We start from the raw sequence: 23,811 nt of genomic DNA, 5'->3' as shown, positions 1-23,811 counted from the left end.
TTCTAAATGATACGGTTATGATATGGTTATATATAAATTAGTTTCAAAAGTAGCAGCAAGAAAGCTATCCATATCATTTATGATATGGTTACTGCTAACCGTATCATTGTTGCAAATAACCGTATCATATTCTGATGATACGGTTAGCTTGAATAGCATTGAAAAGGTATTTCAAGATGGCGTATTTACTTTAAAATTTAATTTCAATCAATCTCCTACTTATTTCGCATATTGGATTAAAGATAATCAATATCTTTTTTTTGATCTTATTGGTAGTAATATTCTTTGTATGCATAAGTTAAAAACAGATATTGACTTACCTGGGTTAGAATATGTGGAAGTGGAGTTTTATCCAGGCTATGAGCCAACTGCTGATAAGCCTGGGAAAGTGGATGGTATAAAGTTTGCCATGAGCAAAACGAGTAAGTACGATGTGCTGTTAAACAAAAAGAGTATAGATATTAAATTTCCATCTATCAGAGAGGCTTTTGTGGATAAAGTTGTGGATAAAGCAGCAGATCTTCCTAAAGCATTTAGTTTTATGCCAAATAAGCGTATTGGTCCTAAAAATGAACAAGAATGGCAGGAGGCAATCTGGGGTTGGCGGCCATGGTTAGAGATTGGAGCAGAAAACTACAGGGATCTAAAAGTTGCCCAGAGTCAATATGAACTTGCACAGCTCAAGCAAAGAGAGGCCAAGCGGCAGCTTTTTCCTAACGCTATAATCAGAGTTATCGATACAATCGGTACTTCTGTCGAAGATGTTGGTATTTTTTCGAAATCATACGAATTAGAGTTAGAGCAGCCTATATCTTATGGCGGTGAATTAAGGTATAAAATTGAGCAAGCCGAGATAAACAAAGAACTTTCGCTCTATGAACATAAGAGGCTTTATGCCGATTATGCCTTGGAATTAAAAAGAAGCTACTACAATGTTGTGTTGAATAGGATGAACTGGGATACTTTTAATAAGCTTCTTGAGGAGGCTAACAAGATCATTGCTTTAGGAGAAGTACTCTATCAGCAGCATCTAATTACAGAATTAGAGTATAAGCAGTTAACATCCTCCTATCATCAGGTCAAGTTTTTTTTCATATCAGCTCAAAAAGAACTCTCTTTAGCGGAACTTTCTTTTAGACAAGTTTTAAATATACCAGAAGATGAAGAGATAAATTTTGTTAATTGGCTGCCTTTTGAAAGAGTCAACATTGATATGGATAAGGCACTAGAGATTGCTAAGACAAGACGCTCCGAACTGCGAATCAGGCAATTGGTAAGTCATTTTAACAATTTAAATCAACAGATAGCAAAAGCTAAAAATAGGTGTCGAGTGAGCTTTACGGGTAAAATTGGTCAGATGGCTGAAGGCTATGAAACAGAAGATGAGGTTTTCAGGGATAGTTGGTATGTAGGGTTAAAAGTGACGAAGCCTATAGGTACAAGTACATTGAGTAGTTCTGTAACAAAACAGAGCAGACCGGCAGGCGGTTTTAGTCTGTCAGAGACAACCGAATCTCTTACAAGATCAACGGAGTTTTCTTTGGTAGACAGATTGAGTAGCATTGCGGATATAAGCACCGCTCAAATAGAGCATCTTAAGTCTTTAAACGAAGAGCTTGAATCTGAAGAGACTATTGTTGCTGAAGTTGGTAAGTCTTATGCAAATTACATATCTTCTCTTTTTCAAATAGAAACATCTTTGAATAAACTGGATTTCTTGAATAAGCGATTAAAGGTAACAGAAGGTAAGATGAAAATAGAAGAAGCGGATATAACAGCACTAATGCAATCATATTTAGATTATGCTAACGAAAAAGTAAATTATAACCGTGCTTTAATAGGTTATTATATGGCTCTTTCTGGTCTTTCTAAAGCATGTGAAGTTGAAAGCTTTTTAAGTTTAACAACCAGCAGGCCGGTAATAGCTGCTTGGGAGGACTTTGGCGAGAACTCCCCTACCAGTGCAAGTTATACTCCTTTCTTGCTCCCGGATTTTAAAAAAGAGAGGAAAGAGGCAGCTTTAACAGGTATAGAGGGTAGAATAATTGGAGTCAACAATCAGTATGGAATGGCTATTCTTAATATCGGAGATGTGAAAGGTTTGACTTCATCAAGCAAGGTTGTAGTCTATCGCAATGGTAGAGAGTATGCTTTGCTTGTACCTGCTCGTATAGAGGAAGGGACATCAGCCTGTTATTTGGAAAAAGGCATCGGGGATAATTTTAAGGGTTTGAGAATCGGAGATAATGTGGAGATAATGCAATGAAAAAAATTTTAGATTTATCTAAAGTAAGACAGTTTTTTGCTCCAAGAAAGATTGTATTTATTGTCGTGAACGTAGTTATCATAGCCTTTCTATTTTTAGGGGTACAGAGACTTTTTAATTCTCAAGATAAAGATGACAAGCCCCTAGCCCAAGGAGAAAAAGAGCGGTTAATAGAAGGACCAAAAAAGAAGAGCTCTACAGAGAAGAAACCTCAAGATATCTCTTCGCTATTTCCACAGCAATCCCAGGAAGAAGTTCCGATTAAAGCCTATGAGCTGAAGCCGGTTGATTTTACAGATGAGTTATTCGTGGCCGGTACAGTTAGAAATCTTCCAATACTTGAGCTTAAGTTTGAAACAAACGGTGTGCTAAAGAGCGCCAATTTTAAAGAAGGCGAAGCGATTAAGAGGAATGATCTTCTTGCAGCTCTTGACCCCAAAGATGTTAATTTAGAGATCCAATGGACACAAGCAAAATTGCAGGCTTCAGAGGCAGAGTATAAAGCAGCTCTTAAAAGATATGAGACGGTTAAAAGGCTTTATGGGTTGGGTGCAATTATCAAAGATAGGCTGGATCAAGTGCAGGCTGAGACCGATGTTGCTAAAGCTAAAGTAGCAGTCAGCAATAAAGAGCTGGAGCTGAGCAAGTTGAAATTAGAGAAGCTGCAATTAAAAGCTCCGCAGGATGGTGTTATAGGTAAAAAAGAGAAAGAGGTAGGGGAGTTCATTACATCTAATGATGTGATCTGCAAGTTTATAGACCCGGATAATACGTTTGTAGAGGCAGGGATCATAGAGAGAGATATTTTTAAGATTAAATCAGGACAGAAAGTAAAAATCAAAGTAGATACTTATCCGACAAGAGTTTTCTTTGGTTATGTAGAAATACTGTTTCCTGAAGTGGATGAAAGAACACGGACGCTTAATGTGCGTATGCGGGTGCTTGATCCAGGAAAGCTTCTTAGGCCCGGAATGTTTGCGCGGGCATCTGTCGCTGTATTTAGAAAAAAAGATGCTTATGTTATTCCAAGTTCTTCTGTCTCGATACAGCAGGGGGCTTATTATGCCGCGATTGTAGAAGAGGGTAAAGTAGCATACCGTCAAATCTCTGTTGAGCATATTACGACTGACTTTGCTGTTATTAAAAAAGGTCTTCAAGAAAGCGATCTAATTGTCACAGAGACACCGGGAATGAAAAAACTTTCTGCGGGTAGCCCTGTCAAAATTATAGAGAAACAGGAAAAACTGTTTTAATAATTATTCTATAATGAATCTACCTAGCTTTTCTGTAAAAAGACCGGTTACAGTAACAATGTTCTTTTTGGGCATCATGCTCCTGGGTGCTATCTCCTGGGTGCGTTTACCTCAAGAGCTCTATCCATCAATATCTTATCCTCAAATTAGTGTTGTCACAACTTATGAGAATGCCTCACCTGAAGAGATTGAGACCCTTGTAACAAAGATAATCGAAGAGGCGGTAGGCACAGTGAATGGGCTTAAGAAAATATCTTCGATTTCAAAAGAGGGGCTCTCTCTTATTATCCTCGATTTTGATTGGGGCACACATATGGATTTTGCTTCCCTGGGTGTTAGAGAAAAGATAGATCTGGTTAAAGAGCGACTTCCCATGGGAGCCAAAGACCCGATAGTAATGAAGTTTAATCCCTTTGAGACGCCCATTGCTATACTATCTATAAAAGGAAGCCTTCCGTCTAGAGAGTTAAGAGAGTTAGTCAGAAAAGAGATTAAAGATGAGCTGGAAAAGATAGACGGCGTTGCTTCAGCTGCGATCGTAGGAGGTCGAGAGCGGGAGATTCTAGTTGCACTTGATCAAGGTAAGCTATACGCCAATCGCATTCCGATTTTAAAAGTTGCTGAATCTATAAAGCAGACAAATTTTACTTTTCCTGCCGGGACAATTAAAGAGAAGTTTTATGAATATTTGATCAGGACAATGGGTGAGTTTGAGGCGGTTAAAGAGATCGAGAACGTTGTTGTTGAAGTACAGGATGTTGATCCGCCAAAGACGCAATATGAAGAATATATAAGAGAGTCAAAAGGTGAAAGCTCGGATAAAAGAATAATTCACTTAGGTGATTTAGGCATAGTGCAAGATTCGCTTAAGGATTTGACCAATCTCTCGCGTTATAACGGCAGCGACAATATAGCCCTGAGAATTCAACGGCAAGCGGGGGCCAACATCATTACAGTAGTGAAGGCTGTTGAGAAGAAGCTTCTTGCAATTGAAGAGAGGCTGCAGGGCAGAGTTGAGATTGAGATTGTCTATGATCAGTCTAAGTTTATTCAGGATTCAATTAATGGAGTTAGAGATGCTGCGGTGCAAGGAGGCGTGCTTGCCTTCATTGTTCTCTTCTTCTTTTTGATGAACATCTACAGCTCTCTAATAGTTGCGCTTTCAATACCTATATCGATTATGTTTGCCTTTAGCCTTATGTACTTTAGGGGGCTATCCATTAACATCATGTCTTTAGGTGGCCTTGCTTTGGGCGTTGGTATGCTTGTGGATAATGCCATTGTTGTTATAGAGAATATTATCCGTAAGAGGCAGCTTGGCGGGCCTGCCAAAGAAGCGGCTATTGACGGAACGTCTGAAGTGGCGGCTGCCATTTTCTCTTCGACATTGACAACGATAGCGGTTTTTCTTCCGCTGATATTCGTTCAAGGTGTTGCAGGGCAGCTTTTTAAAGAGCTGGCTTTTACTGTTATTTTTGCTCTCATTGCTTCTCTTGCTGTTGCTCTATCTTTGATCCCCAGCCTCGCCTCTAAAATAAAGAGAGTGAATAAAGAGCGCAAAGAGTGGGTCTGGATGAAGATATTGCGTATCTCATATGCGAATACATTAAAATCATTCTTGAGATTTAAGCAGATCGGGTTTGCTCTTGTTATTGCAGTAACAGGCCTCTCTCTCTATCTCTTGACTAAGATAGACAGGGAGTTGATGCCCAAGGTTGATCAGAGAGAGTTCATGATAATGGTCGACATGCCTACAGGTACAAAGATTGAGGTAACAGATAGAGTTATAAAGAGAATAGAGAGAACCATATTTAAATATCCGGATATTAAAGGTGTTAGCGTGACCATCGGTTCTTCTAAAGAGAAAGACTATGGAGGGTCCGTAGAGACTTTGGGGTCTCATCAATCCCAGATAGTGATCAACTTAAAGGAGTTTCCAAAGAAATCACCCTATTATAGAAAAAGTCAGGACATTGTGCAGCAGCTACAGAAAGACCTATTGGTTGTTGATTTGGAAAGGGCAGAGCTGGCATATATTCTGCAAGAGACAATATTCAAGGCAGCTATGGGCGGAGGTAAGCCGGTCAATGTTGAGATCAGAGGACGTGATTTAGATGTTTTGCGTTCTACTTCAGAGAGTTTAGTCTTAAGTCTGAGCGATATCGCAGGGCTTTATGATATTAAAAGTGACCTTATGCCTCCTCAGCCGGAGGTAAAGATTAATATAATGAAACAGAAAGCCGCGCTCTATAATCTTTCAGTGAATACCATATCTTTGGCAACTAATGCAGCAATTCGAGGTTACGTTGCCTCTAAATACAAGGAAGAAGGCAGAGAGTATGATATTAGAACAAGATTGCGCGACGAGGACAGAGAGGATCTCTCTAAGATAAGAAGAATACTTATACATTCACCGCTTGGGGTTGAGATTCCATTGGCGGATGTGGCTTACCTTGTAAGGGGTGTTGGGCCGTCTGAAATCAAGCGATTAGGTCAAGAGAGGACCGTTTTAGTCTCAGCCAATGTTTACAAGAGAAGCTTTAACGAGATTGCAAATAGCGTAGATAGTAAGATATCCAATATGGATATTCCGGAGGATTACGTGGTGCAGCTTAGCGGAGAGCGCAAAGAGATGGAGGAATCTTTTAAAAGCCTCTTCTTTGCCCTGCTGCTGTCTATAATACTTGTGTACATGATAATGGCTGCACAGTTTGAGTCTTTTTGGCAGCCATTTGTTATTATATTTTCTGTGCCTTTAGCAGCGATAGGCATAACAGTTGCTTTGCTGCTTACTCATACCACTCTCAATATAGTTGTCTTTTTGGGAGTAATAATCTTGGGTGGAATAGTTGTTAATAATGGCATTGTTCTCATAGACCATATCAATGGATTAAGGGAAGAAGGATTCTCTACTTATGAGGCTGTCTTAGAGGCTTCTCAAAATAGGTTACGACCGATATTGATGACAGCTTTAACTACAACTCTCGGCCTTATGCCTCTTGCATTGGGCTTTAGTGACGGGGCAGAACTGAGAGCTCCTATGGCTATAGCTGTTATCGGAGGGTTATCCTCTTCTACATTGCTCACTCTTTTTATAATTCCGGCATTATACATCGTTGCTGTAAAAATGTTAGAGGGTAGAGGAAAGCAGATATTGCCCCAAGTTGAACAAGGACTAGTATCTTCTCCAGAGCCGCGGCAGCAAGAGCAGCCAGATGTTGTAGGGACAAAATTAGAGAGAGAAGAAGATGCAGTAATAAAAGAAGACAGAGAAAAGAAAGCTCAATACTTAGATTTAAACCAGAGGCAGATAGAGGCCCTAGAGCATCTACGCCAACAAGGTAGACTGAGGCGACAGGAATATGTGCAGATGTTCAATGTCTCTATTGCTACAGCAGCCAGGGATCTCAAAGATTTGCAGAAGAAAAAAATCATTACTCCAGAAGGGCCAAGCGGTCCTGGTAGGTGGTATAGAATGACATAACCTGAGCTTAACTTATGAATCTACCTGAGTTCTCGATAAAAAAACCGGTTGCAATGAGTATGATCTTTTTAGGCATCATACTTGTAGGTTATATTGCTTTAATACAGCTGCCCGTTGAGCTGATGCCTAACTACAGCTACGACACCATAAGCATCATTATAAGGATTAGAGGCGGCGTGCCTTCTCCCGACGTAGAGCGCCTTGTTACAAAACCGGTTGAAGAAGCTATAAGTGATGTGAGTAAACTTAAAGAGCTCATAGCTATATCTGAAGAAGGAGAGTCTAGAGTTATTTTGAGATTTGAGCCGGGCACTGATATGGATTTTGCCTCTCTGGAGGTTAGAGAAAAATTCGGCCGAGTAAAGGACTCGCTGCCCAATGAGATAGAGAAGCCGGTTATTGCGCGGTATCAACAGACAGACGTCCCAATGGTGATACTTGCTGTAACGGGAGAGAGATATACCCCTGAGATGTTGAGAAGGATTGTGGACGAGAAAATCAAATCTAGATTACAGCGAATAGGGGGAGTGGCGAATATAGAGATAGCCGGAGGTAGAGAGAGAAAGATTATTGTCGAAGCAACTGAGAACAGCCTGCAGTCTTACAATATATCTTTAGGGGAGTTAATTGATGCTGTAGGAGCTAACAATTTAGACCTGCTTTTAGGAGAGGTGGAAGAGGTAAAAGTAAAAAATTTAATTCGCCTCATGGGTCAGTATAAAAGCATTGAGGATATAAAAGATATTGGGATTAGCATGAATCCCCAAGGTTCCATTATTCGGCTTAAAGATGTTGCCCGGATTAAGGATTCCTTCCTTGATCCCATGGATATTTCTAGAGTTGATTCTAGGCCTGTTGTCTCTATCTATATACAGAAAGAGTCTACGGCTAACACTATAAAGGTTGATAAGATGCTAGTTGAGGAGCTTTCCAAGATAAGAGAGGAGCTTCCCGAGGATGTAATAATAAAACCTACTTTTCAGCAGGCTGAGTATGTTCAAGAGGCCATTGATACAGTCCGTAAATCACTTATGTTCGGTGGAGCGCTGGCAGTTGTTGTGTTGCTGCTCTTTCTCCATGATGTAGCTCCAACATTTATTATCGCACTCTCTATCCCGCTTTCTGTTATGGCCACCTTTACAATCATGTTTATGCAGGGTTTGACTTTAAATGTTATGACTCTCTCTGGGTTGGCTTTAGGTATAGGCATGTTGGTTGACTCCTCCATCGTTGTGCTTGAGAATATTTTCAAAAAAAGGGAGCAAGGGCTTAAAAAAAGAGAGGCTGCGCTAAAAGGCAGTCAGGAAGTCAGCCTGGCAATAGCAGCTTCAACCATTACTTCTGTAGTTGCGTTTTTGCCGATAATGTTTGTCGGTAAACAGATTAGATTGCTCTACAGCGGATTGACCTGGACAGTTGTCTACTCTCTCCTTGCGTCTCTCTTTGTAGCTTTAAGCTTGATTCCCTTAGCCTCATCTATAATTAAGATGGGTGGAGGAGTGTCATTTTTGAAGAAAGGTAAGAAGAACATTAAAAAGGTTAGAGAAGCTTATATAGGCTCACTAAAATTCATTTTAAAATTCAGGTATCTCCTGATATTAGTTATGATAGCAACTGTTGTCTGGGTCTGGCCTCTTCAGGAACATATCGGCAGAGAGTTTATCGGAATTACAGAACAGAACAAATTTACCGTACATGTTGAGCTGCCTACAGGCGCGAAGCTGGAGATGTCTGATAAAGCAGTTGCGATGGTTGAAAAGATCTTAAAAGATGTTCCTGAAGTACGGACTGTATCTTCTAGAATAGAGAGATGGTCTTCCAAGGTGTATGTAAAGTTAAAACCACTTGATCAAAGAGATAAATTGACAAACGATCTCATAGAAGAGCTTCGCCCCCAAATGGATGAAACAATGAAGAATTTCGATGCCTTTATATATTTTCAACTACCTCAAGAAGTAGGCAGCAATGAAATATTTATTGATATCAATGGTTATGACTACGATGTTTTGAAGCAGATAGCAATGAAGATGGCCCAAAGCCTCTCTCAGGTTGAAGGGATTACAGATCAAAAGATAAGAATGCGTGAGGGTAGGCCGGAGATAAGAATTATAGTGGATCAAGATAAACTCAGCATGTTTGGATTAACGATTAAAGATATTTCCTATCAATTGCATGGTAAGATACGGGGTCTAAGGTCTAGTTTTTTTCATACTGAGAACAAGGAAGTTGAGATTGTTGCGAGGATAAGTGAGCTTGATCGCGATAGTTTTGACGATTTAAAAAATATAACTTTTGTAAATAAGGAGAAAGTGGAAGTTCCATTGAAACAGGTTGCAGATTTAAAATTTGATATAGCTCCAAGTGAAATTTGGCATAAAAATAAATCCAGAATGGTTCAGGTTAGTGCGAACAGAGGCTCCTTAGACTTAAATAAAGCCATTGAAAGATGTAAGGAGGCTTTAGATACATTTGAGATGCCAGAGAATTACACCTATAGGTTTAGCGGAGATTATGAATTGATGGTGGAGAATGAGCGTCAACAAAAATTTGCGGTCATTACAGCGCTATTTTTAATCTTTTTAGTTTTGGCTTCACTCTTTGAGTCTTATACTCAGCCGTTTATTATTATGGCCACCGTTCCTTTAGCTGCAATAGGTGTCATCCCAACGCTCTACTATACAGATACATCTATTAACATCGGAGCTCTTATGGGGATGTTGATGTTGGGAGGTATTGTTGTCAATAATGCAATAGTTATGGTCGATCATATAAATTTTTTAAGAGGGCAAGGCGTAGAATTAAAAAAAGCTATCCTTGGAGGTGCTGAACATAGATTACGTCCTATCTTTATGACTTCTATTACAACAATCTGCAGTCTTATGCCTATGGCATTAGATAAGAGTGAGTCTTCCAATCTCTGGTCACCGCTAGCAAAGACTGTAATTGGAGGAATGTCTGTCTCTACCGTATTGACCCTCCTTGTAATTCCTTCTGGCTATATGATATTGGAAGATTTAAAATATAGATTGAATCGTATGAGTGTATTTTTAAAGATAAAGCATGAATGATAATATAAAAATAGTTATATATTCAACGGTGACAGTCCTAACGATACTCTCTTTAGTATCTGCTTTCTGGTTAGGCACGGAGAATAGAAAGATATACTCTAGCTATGTAGAAGAGAAAGCGCTCTGGCATCAAAAGAATAGAGATTTAGAGTTTGAACTAGATAAATTTAAAATAGAGGTAGAAGATATTAGAACCCAACTAACAGCTTATAGAAGTCAGATGGCAAAATTAGAAGAGAACAAACTTTTAACAGAAGAAGAGCTTGAAGAGTTGGCCGATGATAACAATAGGCTAAAAGATGAGGCTGCCAGGCTGGTTAGAGAGAGAGAAGATCTAAAAGAGAGATTGACCAAAAGAGTCAAAGCAGAGGACGGCAGGGGAGATGATTTTTGGTCTAATCTACTGCGGGAGAAGACATCTTTAGAATTAAAGCTTAGCAATCTTAAAAGGTTGCTTGAGAAAAAAGACGAAGAGATTTTAAGATTTGAAGATGAGAGAGAGCGATTGAGCCAGCTTACAGGAGAGCTATTAGATGAGAAAAAAGGGCTAGAGGAGAGATTAGCTGAGACTAGAGGTATAGTCTCTTCTTTTTCCCAATCATTGGAGCAGGAGAAAGAAGAGAAGCTCGAATCTATAAGAGGCTTGGAAAGATTAGAGCAGGACAAACAGGGCTTAGCTCTTCAGTTAGAACAGGCTCAAGTGGATAAGATGGCTACTGAAAAAAGGCTGGATGATTTTAAGCAGACAATGCTAAAAGAGGAACAAAGTAAAAATAGGTTTGAAAAGCGGATAGGTTACGTTAATCAAATTTTAGAAGATAAGATGCTCGAAGTTACACGCTTAAAGCAGGATCTTGAAATGGCTCTTGAGGAGATAAAGAAGATGGGTTATGACGACCAAGAGTTTGCGGTTGAATTACCCAGAATAGAGGTAGGGGATAATAGCATCCAAGCCAAAGTAGTTGCTGTTAACGCAGCAGATGGTTTTATAGTAATTGACCGCGGCAGGAGAGACGGTGTGGAAGAAGGAATGGAATGCTTTATCTATAGAGAGGGTAGGCTGATTGCAAAACTCAAAGTAAAAGAGGTTAGAGAGGTGACTTCTGCAGCAGAGTTTCTCCTGAGTTTACCTCAAGAATCTGTGGCTAAAAATGATGTTGTAGAGTTTTCAGGCAATTGATCCTCTTAGTATTTTAAATATGTTTGACAATTATAAAAAGTTATTTTAAAATTTAAATAATTACCTTAATAAGTTTATTATGAAGATTACAAAAAGTATTTTAATCTTAATATCTATACTAGCATGGGGCTGTGGTAAGGATCCAGCCTTAGATAGTAACAAGGTACGCTTTGCTTTTTGGGGCTCCCCCGAAGAGGTTAGGATAATTACGTCTGTTATTAAAGAATGGCAGAGAGACAATCCTGGGATAAAAGTTGTTTTAGAGCATACTCCTTACGGAGGGTATAGCAGCAAGATTTTAACTAGAATAGCAGGAGGAGATGCGCCTGATGTTATAGCTGTAGAGGTAGGACTCTTTACAAGTTTTTACTCTAAAGGCGTTTTCTTAAGCCTTAGTCCTTTTGTAGAAAAAGATGAGAGTTTTGTATTAAATGATTTTTTCTCGCCCATTATTGAACATTTTACTATCGAAGGTGATATTTACGGTATACCCAGAGATATTGCCCCTTTTGCCTGCATCTACTATAATAAGGATATCTTTGATCAGCATAATATTCCCTACCCCGATGATGATTGGGATTGGGATGCTCTTCTTAAAACTGCAAAGCGCCTTACCGAAAGAGATGAAAAAGGTAAGATTAAGAGCTATGGTTTTTATACTTGGGCCTGGCAGAATTTTGTTTTAGCTAACGGCGGCGGGCTTGTAGATAATGTTAAAGTCCCTAGCTCTATAAGGCTGAATACTCAAGCATCGCGAGAAGGACTGGAGTTTTATAGAGATCTTATTTTAAAGCATAAAGTATCTCCAACACCCTCTGCCCTTATAAATATGGGTATGGGTGTGCAGATGATGTTTATGACCGGACGCCTTGCGATGTTAGGTTCAGGGATATGGGAGACGCCGGCATTGCAGAATATAGAGAACTTTGATTGGGATATAGCAATGTTTCCTAAAAGTCCTAAGGATATACGGCAGGTTGCAACGGGAGGAACAGCATATTGCATATTGAAAACATCTAAGAATCCTGAGCTTGCCTGGAAGACAATAAAGGCTTTAACTTCTGCTCAAGCTATGGAACGTATTGCCTCTATAGGATTAGCGCAGCCAAGCAGGATATCTGTTGCTCAAGGCCCTTACTGGGCTGGCAGTGAAGAGAAGCCACTGAATAAAAAAATGCTCAATGAAGTAGTCAAGAGCGTGGTCTTCCCTCCATTTAGTGCTAATTGGAGAGAGATAGAAGAGTTGTATGTTAAACCAAAATTGGATTTATTTTTTAACGGTCAAGCTGAACTGGATGATATTTTGCCCGAGATTGTAGAGGCAGGTAACAAACTCCTGAGGGAGTAATTATTAAAAGGAGGTAAGCATGGTAGAAGCAACAGAGGTTTTAACGGACAGGGAGCGGAAAAATTTTTCAATCCTCGATTTAGTTCGTAGAAAAGGACCCATTACTCGTACGGAAATATCTAAGGAGACAGAGTTAAATATCGTCACGGTATCCAACTACGTCAATACCTATATTCAAAAGGGTCTGGTCATAGAAGGCGGTCTTGATGTTTCAACGGGGGGCAGAAGGCCGGTTGTCTTAGAATTAAACCCAAAGGCTGCTTATATCATAGGAATAGGCTTAGATCTTCTTAATATCATAGGCGTTGTCTCTGATTTGAAGGCAAATGTTTTGATTAAAGTAGAGAAGGTTCGGCCTGAAGGTACTGAGGATGCTATGATAAATGCAATATCCGATATTATTGGAGAGGTAATATCGGAAGTTAACGTTGAGAGGGACCAGATAAAAGGTATCGGTATAGGTATACCCGGTATTGTAGATAGAAAAGGCGGTACGATACGTTGGCCGGGACAGATGGGCAGCGTCTATATATCTACTTTAAAGAATATGCTAGAGCAAAAGTTCCAGATCCCTGTCTTTGTAGAGAACGATGCAACTGTTGCTGCTTTTGGAGAGAGAGAGTTTGAGCTTGAAAGCGATATTAAGAATCTTATCTTTATGTATTCCGGTGTCGGCTGCGGTATTGTTATCAATGGTCAGATCTATGGAGGCACTGGTGGTTGCGCTGGAGAGTTAGGATTGCCTACATTAGGAAAAGAAGAGAAGAATCGCTGGAGAGGATTAGATCGCTGGGAGGCCGATTTGGGCCTTAGGGCTGCTGCAATAGAGGGAGTAAAAGAGAAGAGTGATTCTAAGATTTTAGAATTAGCTAGAGGAGATAGCTCTAAAATAGACTTTAAATCCATTATTGAAGCTGTGAGAGCTGGAGATGAGCTTGCAGTAAGTCTGGTAAAAGAGGCAGGCGAGGAGTTAGGCGTAAGGATTGCCTACCTTATTCAAATATTTAATCCCGAAGTGGTTGTAATAGGCGGTGGTATTGAGAGAGCCGGCTCTGTGCTGCTTGATGTAATTAAAAAAACTGTTAGAGATAAGACATTTGAAGAGATAGGCAATCAGGTTAGGATTGTACCTACTCAGCTGGGCGAAAACTCCGTAGCTTTAGGTGCGGTAAGCCTTGTAATTCAGCACATCTTTACTTATTTAATGGTTTAAGTTAAAAACTTGACAAAAGATGGCCCATGTGGCATAAATAAAAAGATTCAAAAATAAAAAGGAGGTGGGATGATGAAAAAAGTTAGCTATCTTATTTTGGTGGCTCTCTTTGTAGCTACGGCAGTATCTTTTGCACAAGAAGATCTTCTGGTTTCCGATTTTGATTCGGGTGTAAAACCAAGCAATATCGGTGGAGATTTTGGTGCTTGGGATAGAGATCCAATGGATTTCTCTCAGACAGCCATAGAGAGTTTTAGTACTAGCGACACCAGAGATGGAAAAGGTTTCTGTTTGAGGTTGGATTATGATGTTGACTCTCCAAACCCAGCCTACAATGGTTTTTGGATGAAGCTGAACGGTTCTGATGTATCTGGATATACAAACTTTGTTATCTGGGTAAAGGGTGACAAAGACAGAGGGTTCTCTCCTCTCTTCAAGGTTGAGATGAAAAACAACAAGGGTGAGATAGGAAAGTATTATGTTACAGGTATTACAGATCAATGGCAGAAGATAGAAGTTCCTCTTGCAAGAGTAGCAGGGATATCCGACTTCACTAATCTGGACGAATTTGTTGTAGTCTTTGAAGATTGGAGATGTGAAGTAAAAGAGGGAACTGTCTATTTTGATGATGTCATGTTTGAATAACAAAAAATTGTAATTAATCTATCAAGGCGGAGTAGAACATACTCCGCCTTTGCATAAACAGAAAGTTTTATAGATGAGGAAAATTTCTTTAATAGCAGCCTTGGTTTTTGTGATTTTAATAGTTATATTTTCTACAAATAGATATTTAAAAGTTAAAAATATTAGAGAGAAGCGCGAACAATCCCGCCAGGAATTCCAGGAAGACCTAAAGCCGATAGCCCAAGCAGAAGTTCCGGGAATATTTCTCTTAAGCCATTTTAACGAAAAAGAGAACAAGTCTAGCCTAGGTGATTTCGGTGCTTGGGATAAAGCCCCTAACGATTACTCTCAGAGTTGTTATGACTCTTTCTCATCCCTAACCCATGTAGGTGATAGCGGATATTCTTTGAGAATAGATTACGATGTTGACTCTCCATCCTCAGCTTTTAATGGTGTCTGGTTTGATCTTGGAGCTGTCGATTTAAGTCAGTATAAGCAGATAGTAATTTGGGCCAAAGGAGATAGAGATAAAGGGTATACGAAAGATTTTAAATTGGAGGTCCAAGACTCTCAAGGCAAGAAAGGTGCTTATTACATAACAGGACTTAGCGATGAATGGAGAGAGTATACGGTAGACCTAGATCGATTTGTAGGCGCCTTAGAGTGGGGCAGCATGAGAAAGCTTGTTATAGTTTTTGAAGATTGGAAAGCAACTCAGAAAGAAGGGACAATATACGTAGACGATATCTACTTTACAGCAGCTGAGACTTTAAGCGACTCTTGTTCCGTTCTATTTCCTACTGCTCGGGAAAGGATTCCGAAACCGGATATGTCATGTTTGTCAGATCAGCAGTTTCTGGAATTAATTCAGAGAAAAGCGTTTGGTTATTTTTGGAACGAAGCCAATCCAGATACAGGTCTTATTAAAGACAAGGCAAATAACTTTAAAGATGATAATTTTCAGGTAGCCTCTATTGCTGCAGTTGGCTTTGCCTTAAGCTCATATCCTATTGCAGTTGAAAAAGGGTGGATCAGCAAAGAGGAGGCTTTAGAGAGGACTTTAAATACGCTCTTTTATTTTAGAGATAAATTGGAAAATGTTCATGGATTTTTTTATCACTTTGTAGGTATGGATAATGGCAAGAGAGTCTGGAATTGTGAGCTCTCCTCCATTGATACTGCTCTTTTTTTAGCCGGGGCTCTTGCTGCCGGTGAATACTTCGGCTCTAAAGTCAGAGAGCTGGCGGAAGAACTTTATGAGAGAGTAGAGTGGGATTGGATGCTAGCTGAAGGTGATACTCTATGTATGGGCTGGATGCCTGAGACAGGATTTTTGCCGGATAGATGGAATAGGTACGGCGAGCAGATGCTGATGTACCTTTTTGCAATCGGGTCTCCTACTTATCCTATCTCTCCTGAGGTATGGGATGAAATAAGAAGACCTATTTGGAGTTATGAGGGTTATACCTGCTTAGTTTCACCACCTCTGTTTACTCATCAATATTCACATATTTGGGTTGATTTTCGGAATAAACATGATGACTATGCTGATTATTTCCAATCATCTGTCAATGCAACTTTAGCCAACAGGGAGTTCTGCATTAACAATAAATTTAACTCCATGACTTTTAACGAAAACTCTTGGGGGCTTACTGCTTGTGAATCTCCGGCCGGCTACGATGCTTATGGTGCTCCTCCGGGCTATGCTTATTATGATGGGACCGTTGCTTTTACGGCTCTAGGAGGTTCGATTCCTTTTGCTCCTAGGGAGACAATAGCTGCATTGCGTTGGATGTATAGTCATTACAAAGATTATGTTTGGGGTAGATATGGTTTTTCCGATAGTTTGAACCGGGACAAAGATTGGTATTCAGAGATTGTTATTGGGATAGACCAAGGCGCGATGCTGCTCATGATTGAAAACTATCTGACAGGATCTGTTTGGGATTATTTTATGTCTAATAAATATATCAATAAAGCCATGGATAGAGTCGGGTTTAAATCCGGGACTATGGAGCTTGAGCCAGACGAAAAGCCCCTCATTAATGCTGACTATAAGCGGGTTTTTAAGGCTGGAGATTATGATTACACTTTAAAAGCTAGCGAAACAATAGAGCACGGAGCTGTCACGCTATCCCCTGATGATCTGGATGCCAAGTTTAGCCTGGGCTGGGATGAAGAGTCTCTATATTTCTGGGTTGAAGTAACAGATAATGAGGTTGTTGCAGAGGATATTCCAGATAAAATCTATAAGCAGGATAGCATAGAGATATATATTGCTCCCGAGAATAAGAATCTTCGCTGGGGCAATGAAAAACAGTTTCAGCTTGGCTTTGCACCCTCTAGTGACAGAAAAAGACCTTTGCATTATGCCTGGTTCCAGGACAAAATATTTGAAGAGATAAGACTGGAGTCTAAGATTATAGAGTCGGGATATATTCTTGAGATTGCAATACCTTTTGAAATTTTAGGTATTGAGCCTGAGCCAGGGTTAAAAATAGGCTTCTCGATAGCGGTTAACGATTTTGATAAGAACGACAACACGCCTAAATGTAAGTATAATTTATTCTTTATGCCTTACTATGATCAAGGGTGTAAAGATGGATTTGAGCTTGCAGAGATTAATTTAGTAAAAGAATAGACTTAAACTGCAGGGATAAGATCTCGAACCAAGCCTAGATTTAAAAATATACTATATTCTTTCCTCCGACTCTCTTTGTAGTATTGCTTCACGGTGAGAGCTTGAACCATGGGTTTAGATCCAAGAGGCTTTTTTAAATTTAACCAAAGGGTGATAAGTTTTTTGACAAAGCGTATATTTAAAGATATGATTTTATCTAATTAAACAATAAGGAGATACTATGATTGCTTTATCTGTAGTAATTATTACAAAGAATGAAGAGAAAAATATCAAAGAATGTATCGAATCTGTTAGAGGCTGGGCAGATGAGATTGTCATTGTTGATGATAACAGCAGCGATAGAACAAGAGATATGGCCTCAGAATATACAGATAAGATCTTGGTTCGTAAGATGGATATCGAGGGCAGGCATAGAAATTGGGCCTACCAGCAAGCCAAAAATGAATGGGTCTTAAGCCTTGATGCTGATGAGAGAGTTACAGAGGAATTAAAACAAGAGATAGAAGAGTTCTTGAAGTCTTCACCTCAGGCTGTAGCATGTTCAATACCGAGGCGTAATTATATCGGCAGCTATTGGGTTAAATACGGCGGCTGGTATCCTTCACCCCAACTTAAGATGTTCTTCAAAGATAGATTCAAATGGGAAGAGTCGCATGTCCATCCAATAGCCTTTGTAGATGGTGATACGGCTCCCTTAAAATCAGATATCATACATTACTCTTACCGCGATATTACAGATTTTATAAACAAGTTAAACAATCAGACAACCCTTGAGGTTCAGAAGTGGGTTGACCAAGGTAAAGAGATAAAGAGCTCCAGATTCTTAAGAAGAAGTATCGATAGATTTTTGAGGAGTTATTTTAGGAAGCAGGGTTTTAAAGATGGTTTCTATGGTTTTGTGTTGGCCTATTTTGCATCCCTTTATCAGTTTTTAAGCTTAATTAAATATAAGGAACTTAAGAGAAAAACTTAAAGATAAAGGAGGTTTAAATGAGATACTTATTATCAGTTCTCGTTTTGGTTTTTTCTTTCACCTCTTGGGCGGAGTTCACTAGAATCAAAGGTTTAACCGAAGTAGACTGCAAGCTTGTTATAGCCCATCCTCTAGATAATAATATCTTATATCTTGCTTCAAAAGACTCTCTATACAAGCTGGAGAACAGAGAGTGGAAATTTATCTATAAAACTCAGGAAGGTGAAATAAACTTTGTCTATCCAGACCCCTTAGATCATAAGCTTTTATATGTTGTGACTGACTTAGGACTGCTATCAACAAGAGACTCAGGGAGGTTTGATTATCTTTTTCGCGGTCAGGGCAAAGATATAAGATGCCTCTCTTTTAAGAGAAAGGGCAATAAGCTCTTGCTGGGAACATCTTCGGGGCTATATCTGGGTGAAGATGGTATCTCTGACTTTCAAAAAGCTGCTGCCCTTCCTCGTAATATAGAGATTTACTGGATAGACTATATGAAGCCCTACCTCTATCTAGCAACAGATCTAGGTATTTATAGAAGCGAGGATTTTCGCAGGTTCCAGAGGACTTTTACAATTCCAGGAAGGGATAAGAGTATAGAGATAGAAGAAGTGGAAGAGGTAGAAGAAGGCCTATCCTATGTTCCAAGAGTTGTAGCTGTTAGCAGTAAAGATTCTAGCGTTATCTACCTTGGTACAGCTGCAGGTCTATTTATATCCAGCGATTATGGCTCTAGTTTTCAAAAAGCCTACATTCAAGGCTTGGGCAGTATAGCGATTAATTCTATACTTCAGGATGATAGCTCAGGAGACCTTATCTATCTTGGAACTGATAAGGGATTCTTTAAAGTTTATTTGGGAAGAAAGAAGGCTATCAAGGTTTATGAGGGGTTGCCTACAGAGAGCATTAACATGCTCACAATGGATAGGAAGGGCAAGCTCTACCTTGCGACTTCTTTAGGATTATTTGAAGAGGGAGAGGATGGCCGGGAGTTCCTAGAGCGAGGTTATAAGAGTCTTTTCTCTTTTGAACCCAGTGCTCTAGAGATCCAGCAGGCATCCTTAGATTATAATGATGTTAATCCTGAGAAGATAAAAGCCTGGAGAAAGTCTTTAAAATACCGTGCGCTTATGCCTCAACTTGGTCTTGGATATGATAAAACAATATATGGTACCTATAGCAGTGGAGGGCAGTCCCACGTTGGCCCTAGAGACTGGAGTGTTGATTTAACCTGGGATTTAGAAGATTTAATCTGGAACCATTATCAAGACGATATCGATACCCGCTCGCGCTTGAATACCCAGTTAAGGCTGGATATTTTAAACGAAGTAAACAGGTTGTACTTTGAAAGAAAGAGCGCAAAGATCGATTTAATAAACAACCCTCCGCAGGAGAATATTGATAGAATAAAGAAGGAGATGTATATTGAGGAGTTAACCGCAGCCCTTGATGCCTATACAGGTGGTTTTTTCTCAAGGCGGATAGAAGAGTTAAAGAAGGAGAATAGATGAGAGTAGTCTTACAGAGAGTTAAATATGGGAAGCTATTGGTAAAAGATAAGATTATATCAGAGATAGGTAAAGGCTTATTTGTCTTACTCGGAATAGGTGAAGGGGATACTGATAGTGATATTGATTGGCTGGCAGCAAAGATTGCTAACTTAAGAATATTTGAAGATAGTGAAGCCAAGCTTAACAAATCTTTACTGGATATTAAAGGTGAAGTACTCTTAGTATCTCAGTTTACTCTATATGCAGATTGCAAGAAAGGCCGTAGGCCTTCTTTTGATAAAGCTCTTAAGCCGGAGAAAGCAGAAGAGCTGTTCATTAAATTTAATAATTGCCTAAGGTCCCAAGGAGTAGAAGTGAAGATAGGGGTCTTTGGGGCTGATATGAATATAGAACTGGTTAATTACGGTCCTGTTACGATATTACTTGATAGTCAAGATAGATAAACTCTGGTTTCTCAAAGTGCTATTAGATGATATACTAAATCCATGATTCCGCTAAGAGATGAGATTCCAACCCGCAATTTTCCCCTTATAACGATAATACTTATTGTGCTTAACGGGGTTGTATTTTTATGCCAGCGCCAACATTCAAGCTATATTTATTTAAGAGATACACTCTCTCTTATTCCAGTAAAGATATTCTTTTCTCAAGATCCTAAGTTTTACCTCACCCTCTTTACCTATATGTTTCTTCATGCTGGTTGGATTCACTTTCTGTCTAACATGTTATATCTCTGGGTCTTTGGTAATAAAATAGAGGACCTCTTAGGCCATATGGGCTTTACCTATTTCTATATAATATCAGGAGTAGGTGCAGGGCTTATTCATGCAGCGATTCACCCCACGTCCGCTATGCCTACAATAGGGGCATCAGGTGCGATATCAGGTATCTTAGCAGCCTATCTTATTCTCTATCCTGCAACACGTATTGTTACCCTGATACCTATTTTTATATTCTGGCAGGTAGTAAAGATGCCGGCCTATGTATTTATAGGGCTCTGGTTTATATTTCAGTTTTTCTATGGGTTCTCATCATTAGCTGCTGAGTCTAATATCTCAGGTGTTGCCTGGTTTGCCCATATCGGCGGGTTTGTTGTTGGGATATTGATCTTGCCCATATTTCTTTTATTTAAAAGACTCTTTCGTTAAGCTATTAAAATCAAGAGGTTAATATCATGGGGGCGACTTTATAAAGTATGTAAAAATATTTGACAGACCAGCTTATATATGAGATATATGTATAGAGGAGATTTAGGAGGCGTAATGAGAGTTTTGTCTTTGGTTCTTGCGGGGGTTTTATTATTTAGTAGTAGTATATTTGCTGTAGATGCACCATTTATTGTTGCATCCCTGCCAAATTTAGATTTACCTCAAAATAGAGTTAGAACAGAAGATGATTCTGGAACTATGATCTCAGTTAGTTTGTCAGGTACCACAGATGTTGCATCTGATTTAGCAGATAATGCTATTACCTGGAGTTGGGAAGAAGAGCTAGAACCACTTGATATATTAGAATATGTAGAAGGCCTACCCTATGATGAGTGGGTTGAGATAGACGAAGTAACATGCAGAAGGTTGTTTGAAGACTTAATTCAAATATCCCTTACCCAGATGGACTTAGAAGAAGGGGGCCATTTTGAAGATATGCTAAGAGAGATATTCTTCTACTTTACACCTGAGAGAGAGTACTATTTTCCTCCCTATGAAGAGGATTTTTCAGAGAGAGAGGCATTATTTCCGGTTAAGATAATGAGAGATACGCAAACCTTTACAGATTACGATACTTTAGAAGGAGTGATCAAGGTAGAGCTAGGCAGATTTTCGGATGATTTAAGAGAATTTACTCTGGTTTTTGATTCAACAGGACTCTCTTCTATAGAGTTAAATAGAAAATTATATTATCCGGGCGAAATGGGGCCTAAAAAAACAAAAGAGTTGTCTGTTATTTTTTACCTGAGTAAAGGATATGTAACAGAGAGGTGGTTTAATGACGATGACCCTCTTGATGATGTTCCTTTTGATTTTAATGATTCTTTATTCATAGATTCACGTAAACTTTTTGAGTATGAATTAGGTAATTCTATTCCAGTTGTTAATAATACAGAAGGTGAATTATCCTCTGATTTAAAAGGCATAGGGCATCTTTTTGATCTGCCTTATAGTTGGCATGCTTATGGTCAGGCATTATTCCAGAGTTACTCTAGCTTAATAGAGTTATGTAAGTTGCAACTAAATATACTAGATCAGCTCCAAGAGCTAGAGAGCCTTTTATGGAGAGAATTGTTTTATTATGAAGATGGTGTTAATTATTTCGGGGTTGAGGCAGAGTTTGCATCTGTTAAAAGAATACGTGATTTAGATAGTTCAAAAGAAGAGTTTCTTTTTGATGTCGGTAATGCCTATACGGCAAGATATATCAACCTAGTCTTATTTGAAGACTTCGGTGATTTAGAGGCAGGCTATGAGTGGGGAATAGAGAGCGCGGTTCTTACAAGAAATATTATTCTCTCGAATGGGGAGATAGGAAAGGAAAAGAAAGTTTTTACCTTTAAAGACGGCTTGGAAGGATTTGAGATGGAATATTGGGTTTTAAGGTATGATTCAAATGAAGATGAGATTTACCGCCAACAGCTTGCCTATTTTATAGAGAACAACCATCAAAATCTAGTTTTAGTAAGTAATTAGTAGTATTTTCTTTATTATTCCATATGTTACTTTTATTTCTAAGGAATTATTTTTTACTTTTATATAATATTTTTAAGAAAAAAAGTAGAAAAGTTGCAGATATGACTTTTTAAGAAAAAATAAAAAAAATTGTTGACAGATTTGGCAATAGCTAAAATATATGGTATAAATACTAGTAGAAATAGAAAATAGAGAAATGAAGAGAATGACAAATTTAATAATTTTAGCTCTTTTGGTTTCACTACCTTTAAGAGCGCAAGCATCTGCGTTTATTTCTGGTAACCATGGCTTAGATATAGAGCAATCTTTTGATACATCTTCAATAGGAACAGGAGCACCTAACACTATGCTACAATTGCCGTTACAAGAAATCGTTCCTTTAGACATAGCAGTTGTTAATTCCTGTATTATTGATCTAGGTTCTATAGTTGATGGTAGCATAACTCCAGAGATTATTAATAACGCTATAGGTGGTATAGATACTATATTAGCTAATCCAGAGGGATTTAGGGCAACAGTAAGTAAGGATCAATATAATCGATTATTAAGTTCTTTAGAAAAGATGAATGAACAAAATTATAATGTAGATATGTTGAATAAAATTTACTCTGATATAGGTGATACATTGAAAAGATTAAGAAATAAAGCTATAGATTTACAGGATCAGCTTCTAAACAGTTTTGAGGATTTTAAAGTTGCTGAATCGAGCTTAGAAGATACAAGTGAAGAGGATATCATTACAGCAACCAATGAAGACCTAGAGTTGTTTGCCGTGGCTGATGAAAAGGAGCGGATTGCTATATTGCGTAGAATGGAGGATAGAATGGAAGACTGCTATGATGATTCTGCAATAAATAGAACTATATTAATGGGGTTAAAAGCAGGGTTAATAGGGGAGATATCTATATTAGAGGAGAGAGGTATTGTTATAAATGTAACTACAGCAGCTGCTGGTGCTGATCTTACAGCCCAGGAAACTTTAGCTGTTATTAAAGGTGTTATAGATTATTATGAAGAGAAAGACAATAGCTCGTCCATTGTTGTAGCAAGTAATACAGATAGTCAGGTAGAGGTAGAAAGCAGCTATGATGCACTTGCTGGTAGCAACATGGAAGAAAGAGCATTAGGTGCAGATGGTTTAACGGCGACTGTTTTTGGTGTGCAGGTTCAAGGGATTATAGCAGGAGAGGTAGATTTAGAGAATTTAGATAACAATGTAGTAGTAGCTCTTCAGGAAGGTTGGGGTTTAATCGGTGAAGCTGCAAGAGCTGCAATTACAGATGAAGCTGCAGTTTTTAGTACAGATAGAACGATGGTTGTTTATGAAGATAGTGGTCAAATAGAGATAGATAATATAAATAACGGTGTCGAGTTTTTTGGGTTGATGGGTGGAGCACCTGCTCAGTATGCCGTAATAGGCACTAATGACTTATCATCCCTTGATTCACAGAATCAAGAGCTCGCTTTATTAGTTGAGGCAGGACAGGTTCCAATAGAGTTTGTAGGAGTTATAAAAGGTAACACAGAAAATTATGACATACCAGATTCTCATTATGCATTGTTTGG

At 38.9% G+C, this 23,811-nt stretch carries 15 protein-coding genes; all 15 read left to right on the top strand.

What is annotated here, in order from left to right; all coding sequences use genetic code 11:
* Positions 1-22 precede the first annotated feature (22 nt).
* Entirely contained in the window at positions 23-2,266 is a 2,244-nt protein-coding gene (locus P9X27_00075; GenBank protein ID MDP8252789.1) for a TolC family protein, read from the top strand.
* Positions 2,263-3,519, top strand: a complete 1,257-nt coding sequence (locus P9X27_00070) for an efflux RND transporter periplasmic adaptor subunit (GenBank protein ID MDP8252788.1) — start codon at positions 2,263-2,265, stop codon at positions 3,517-3,519. Before P9X27_00075 ends, P9X27_00070 begins: the two co-directional genes overlap by 4 nt.
* Positions 3,520-3,532: 13 nt before the next feature.
* A complete protein-coding gene (locus tag P9X27_00065; GenBank protein ID MDP8252787.1) occupies positions 3,533-7,003 on the top strand; it encodes an efflux RND transporter permease subunit in 3,471 nt (1,156 codons plus the stop codon).
* A 14-nt stretch (positions 7,004-7,017) separates the two neighbouring features.
* A complete protein-coding gene (locus tag P9X27_00060) occupies positions 7,018-10,071 on the top strand; it encodes an efflux RND transporter permease subunit (protein MDP8252786.1) in 3,054 nt (1,017 codons plus the stop codon).
* Positions 10,064-11,251, top strand: coding sequence for a hypothetical protein (locus P9X27_00055; GenBank protein ID MDP8252785.1), 1,188 nt, complete (start codon positions 10,064-10,066; stop codon positions 11,249-11,251). Before P9X27_00060 ends, P9X27_00055 begins: the two co-directional genes overlap by 8 nt.
* Positions 11,252-11,330: 79 nt before the next feature.
* Positions 11,331-12,599 carry a sugar ABC transporter substrate-binding protein gene (locus P9X27_00050; protein MDP8252784.1) on the top strand — a complete coding sequence of 423 codons (1,269 nt, stop codon included), beginning with the start codon at positions 11,331-11,333 and terminating at the stop codon, positions 12,597-12,599.
* A 19-nt stretch (positions 12,600-12,618) separates the two neighbouring features.
* Positions 12,619-13,812 carry an ROK family protein gene (locus P9X27_00045; protein MDP8252783.1) on the top strand — a complete coding sequence of 398 codons (1,194 nt, stop codon included), beginning with the start codon at positions 12,619-12,621 and terminating at the stop codon, positions 13,810-13,812.
* Between the two features lie 69 nt (positions 13,813-13,881).
* A complete protein-coding gene (locus P9X27_00040) occupies positions 13,882-14,457 on the top strand; it encodes a carbohydrate binding domain-containing protein (protein MDP8252782.1) in 576 nt (191 codons plus the stop codon).
* 73 nt (positions 14,458-14,530) lie between these two features.
* Entirely contained in the window at positions 14,531-17,077 is a 2,547-nt protein-coding gene (locus P9X27_00035) for a glucoamylase family protein (protein ID MDP8252781.1), read from the top strand.
* A gap of 220 nt (positions 17,078-17,297) precedes the next feature.
* Positions 17,298-18,050, top strand: a complete 753-nt coding sequence (locus tag P9X27_00030) for a glycosyltransferase family 2 protein (protein ID MDP8252780.1) — start codon at positions 17,298-17,300, stop codon at positions 18,048-18,050.
* Positions 18,051-18,067: 17 nt separating this feature from the next.
* A complete protein-coding gene (locus P9X27_00025) occupies positions 18,068-19,561 on the top strand; it encodes a hypothetical protein (GenBank protein ID MDP8252779.1) in 1,494 nt (497 codons plus the stop codon).
* Complete coding sequence (dtd, locus tag P9X27_00020) at positions 19,558-20,004, top strand: D-aminoacyl-tRNA deacylase (GenBank protein MDP8252778.1); 447 nt, start codon at positions 19,558-19,560, stop codon at positions 20,002-20,004. The genes P9X27_00025 and dtd overlap by 4 nt, the downstream gene beginning before the upstream one ends.
* A gap of 42 nt (positions 20,005-20,046) precedes the next feature.
* Entirely contained in the window at positions 20,047-20,709 is a 663-nt protein-coding gene (locus P9X27_00015) for a rhomboid family intramembrane serine protease (protein MDP8252777.1), read from the top strand.
* A gap of 114 nt (positions 20,710-20,823) precedes the next feature.
* Complete coding sequence (locus tag P9X27_00010) at positions 20,824-22,245, top strand: hypothetical protein (protein ID MDP8252776.1); 1,422 nt, start codon at positions 20,824-20,826, stop codon at positions 22,243-22,245.
* 196 nt (positions 22,246-22,441) lie between these two features.
* The coding region (locus tag P9X27_00005) for a hypothetical protein (protein ID MDP8252775.1) at positions 22,442-23,811 on the top strand (1,370 nt) is incomplete at its 3' end.

The sequence above is a fragment of the Candidatus Kaelpia aquatica genome (assembly GCA_030765335.1).
GTDB lineage: Bacteria > Omnitrophota > Gorgyraeia > Kaelpiales > Kaelpiaceae > Kaelpia > Kaelpia aquatica.
The sequence above is the reverse complement of the archived record's forward strand: the minus strand, read 5'-3'. Positions and strand labels throughout refer to the sequence as shown.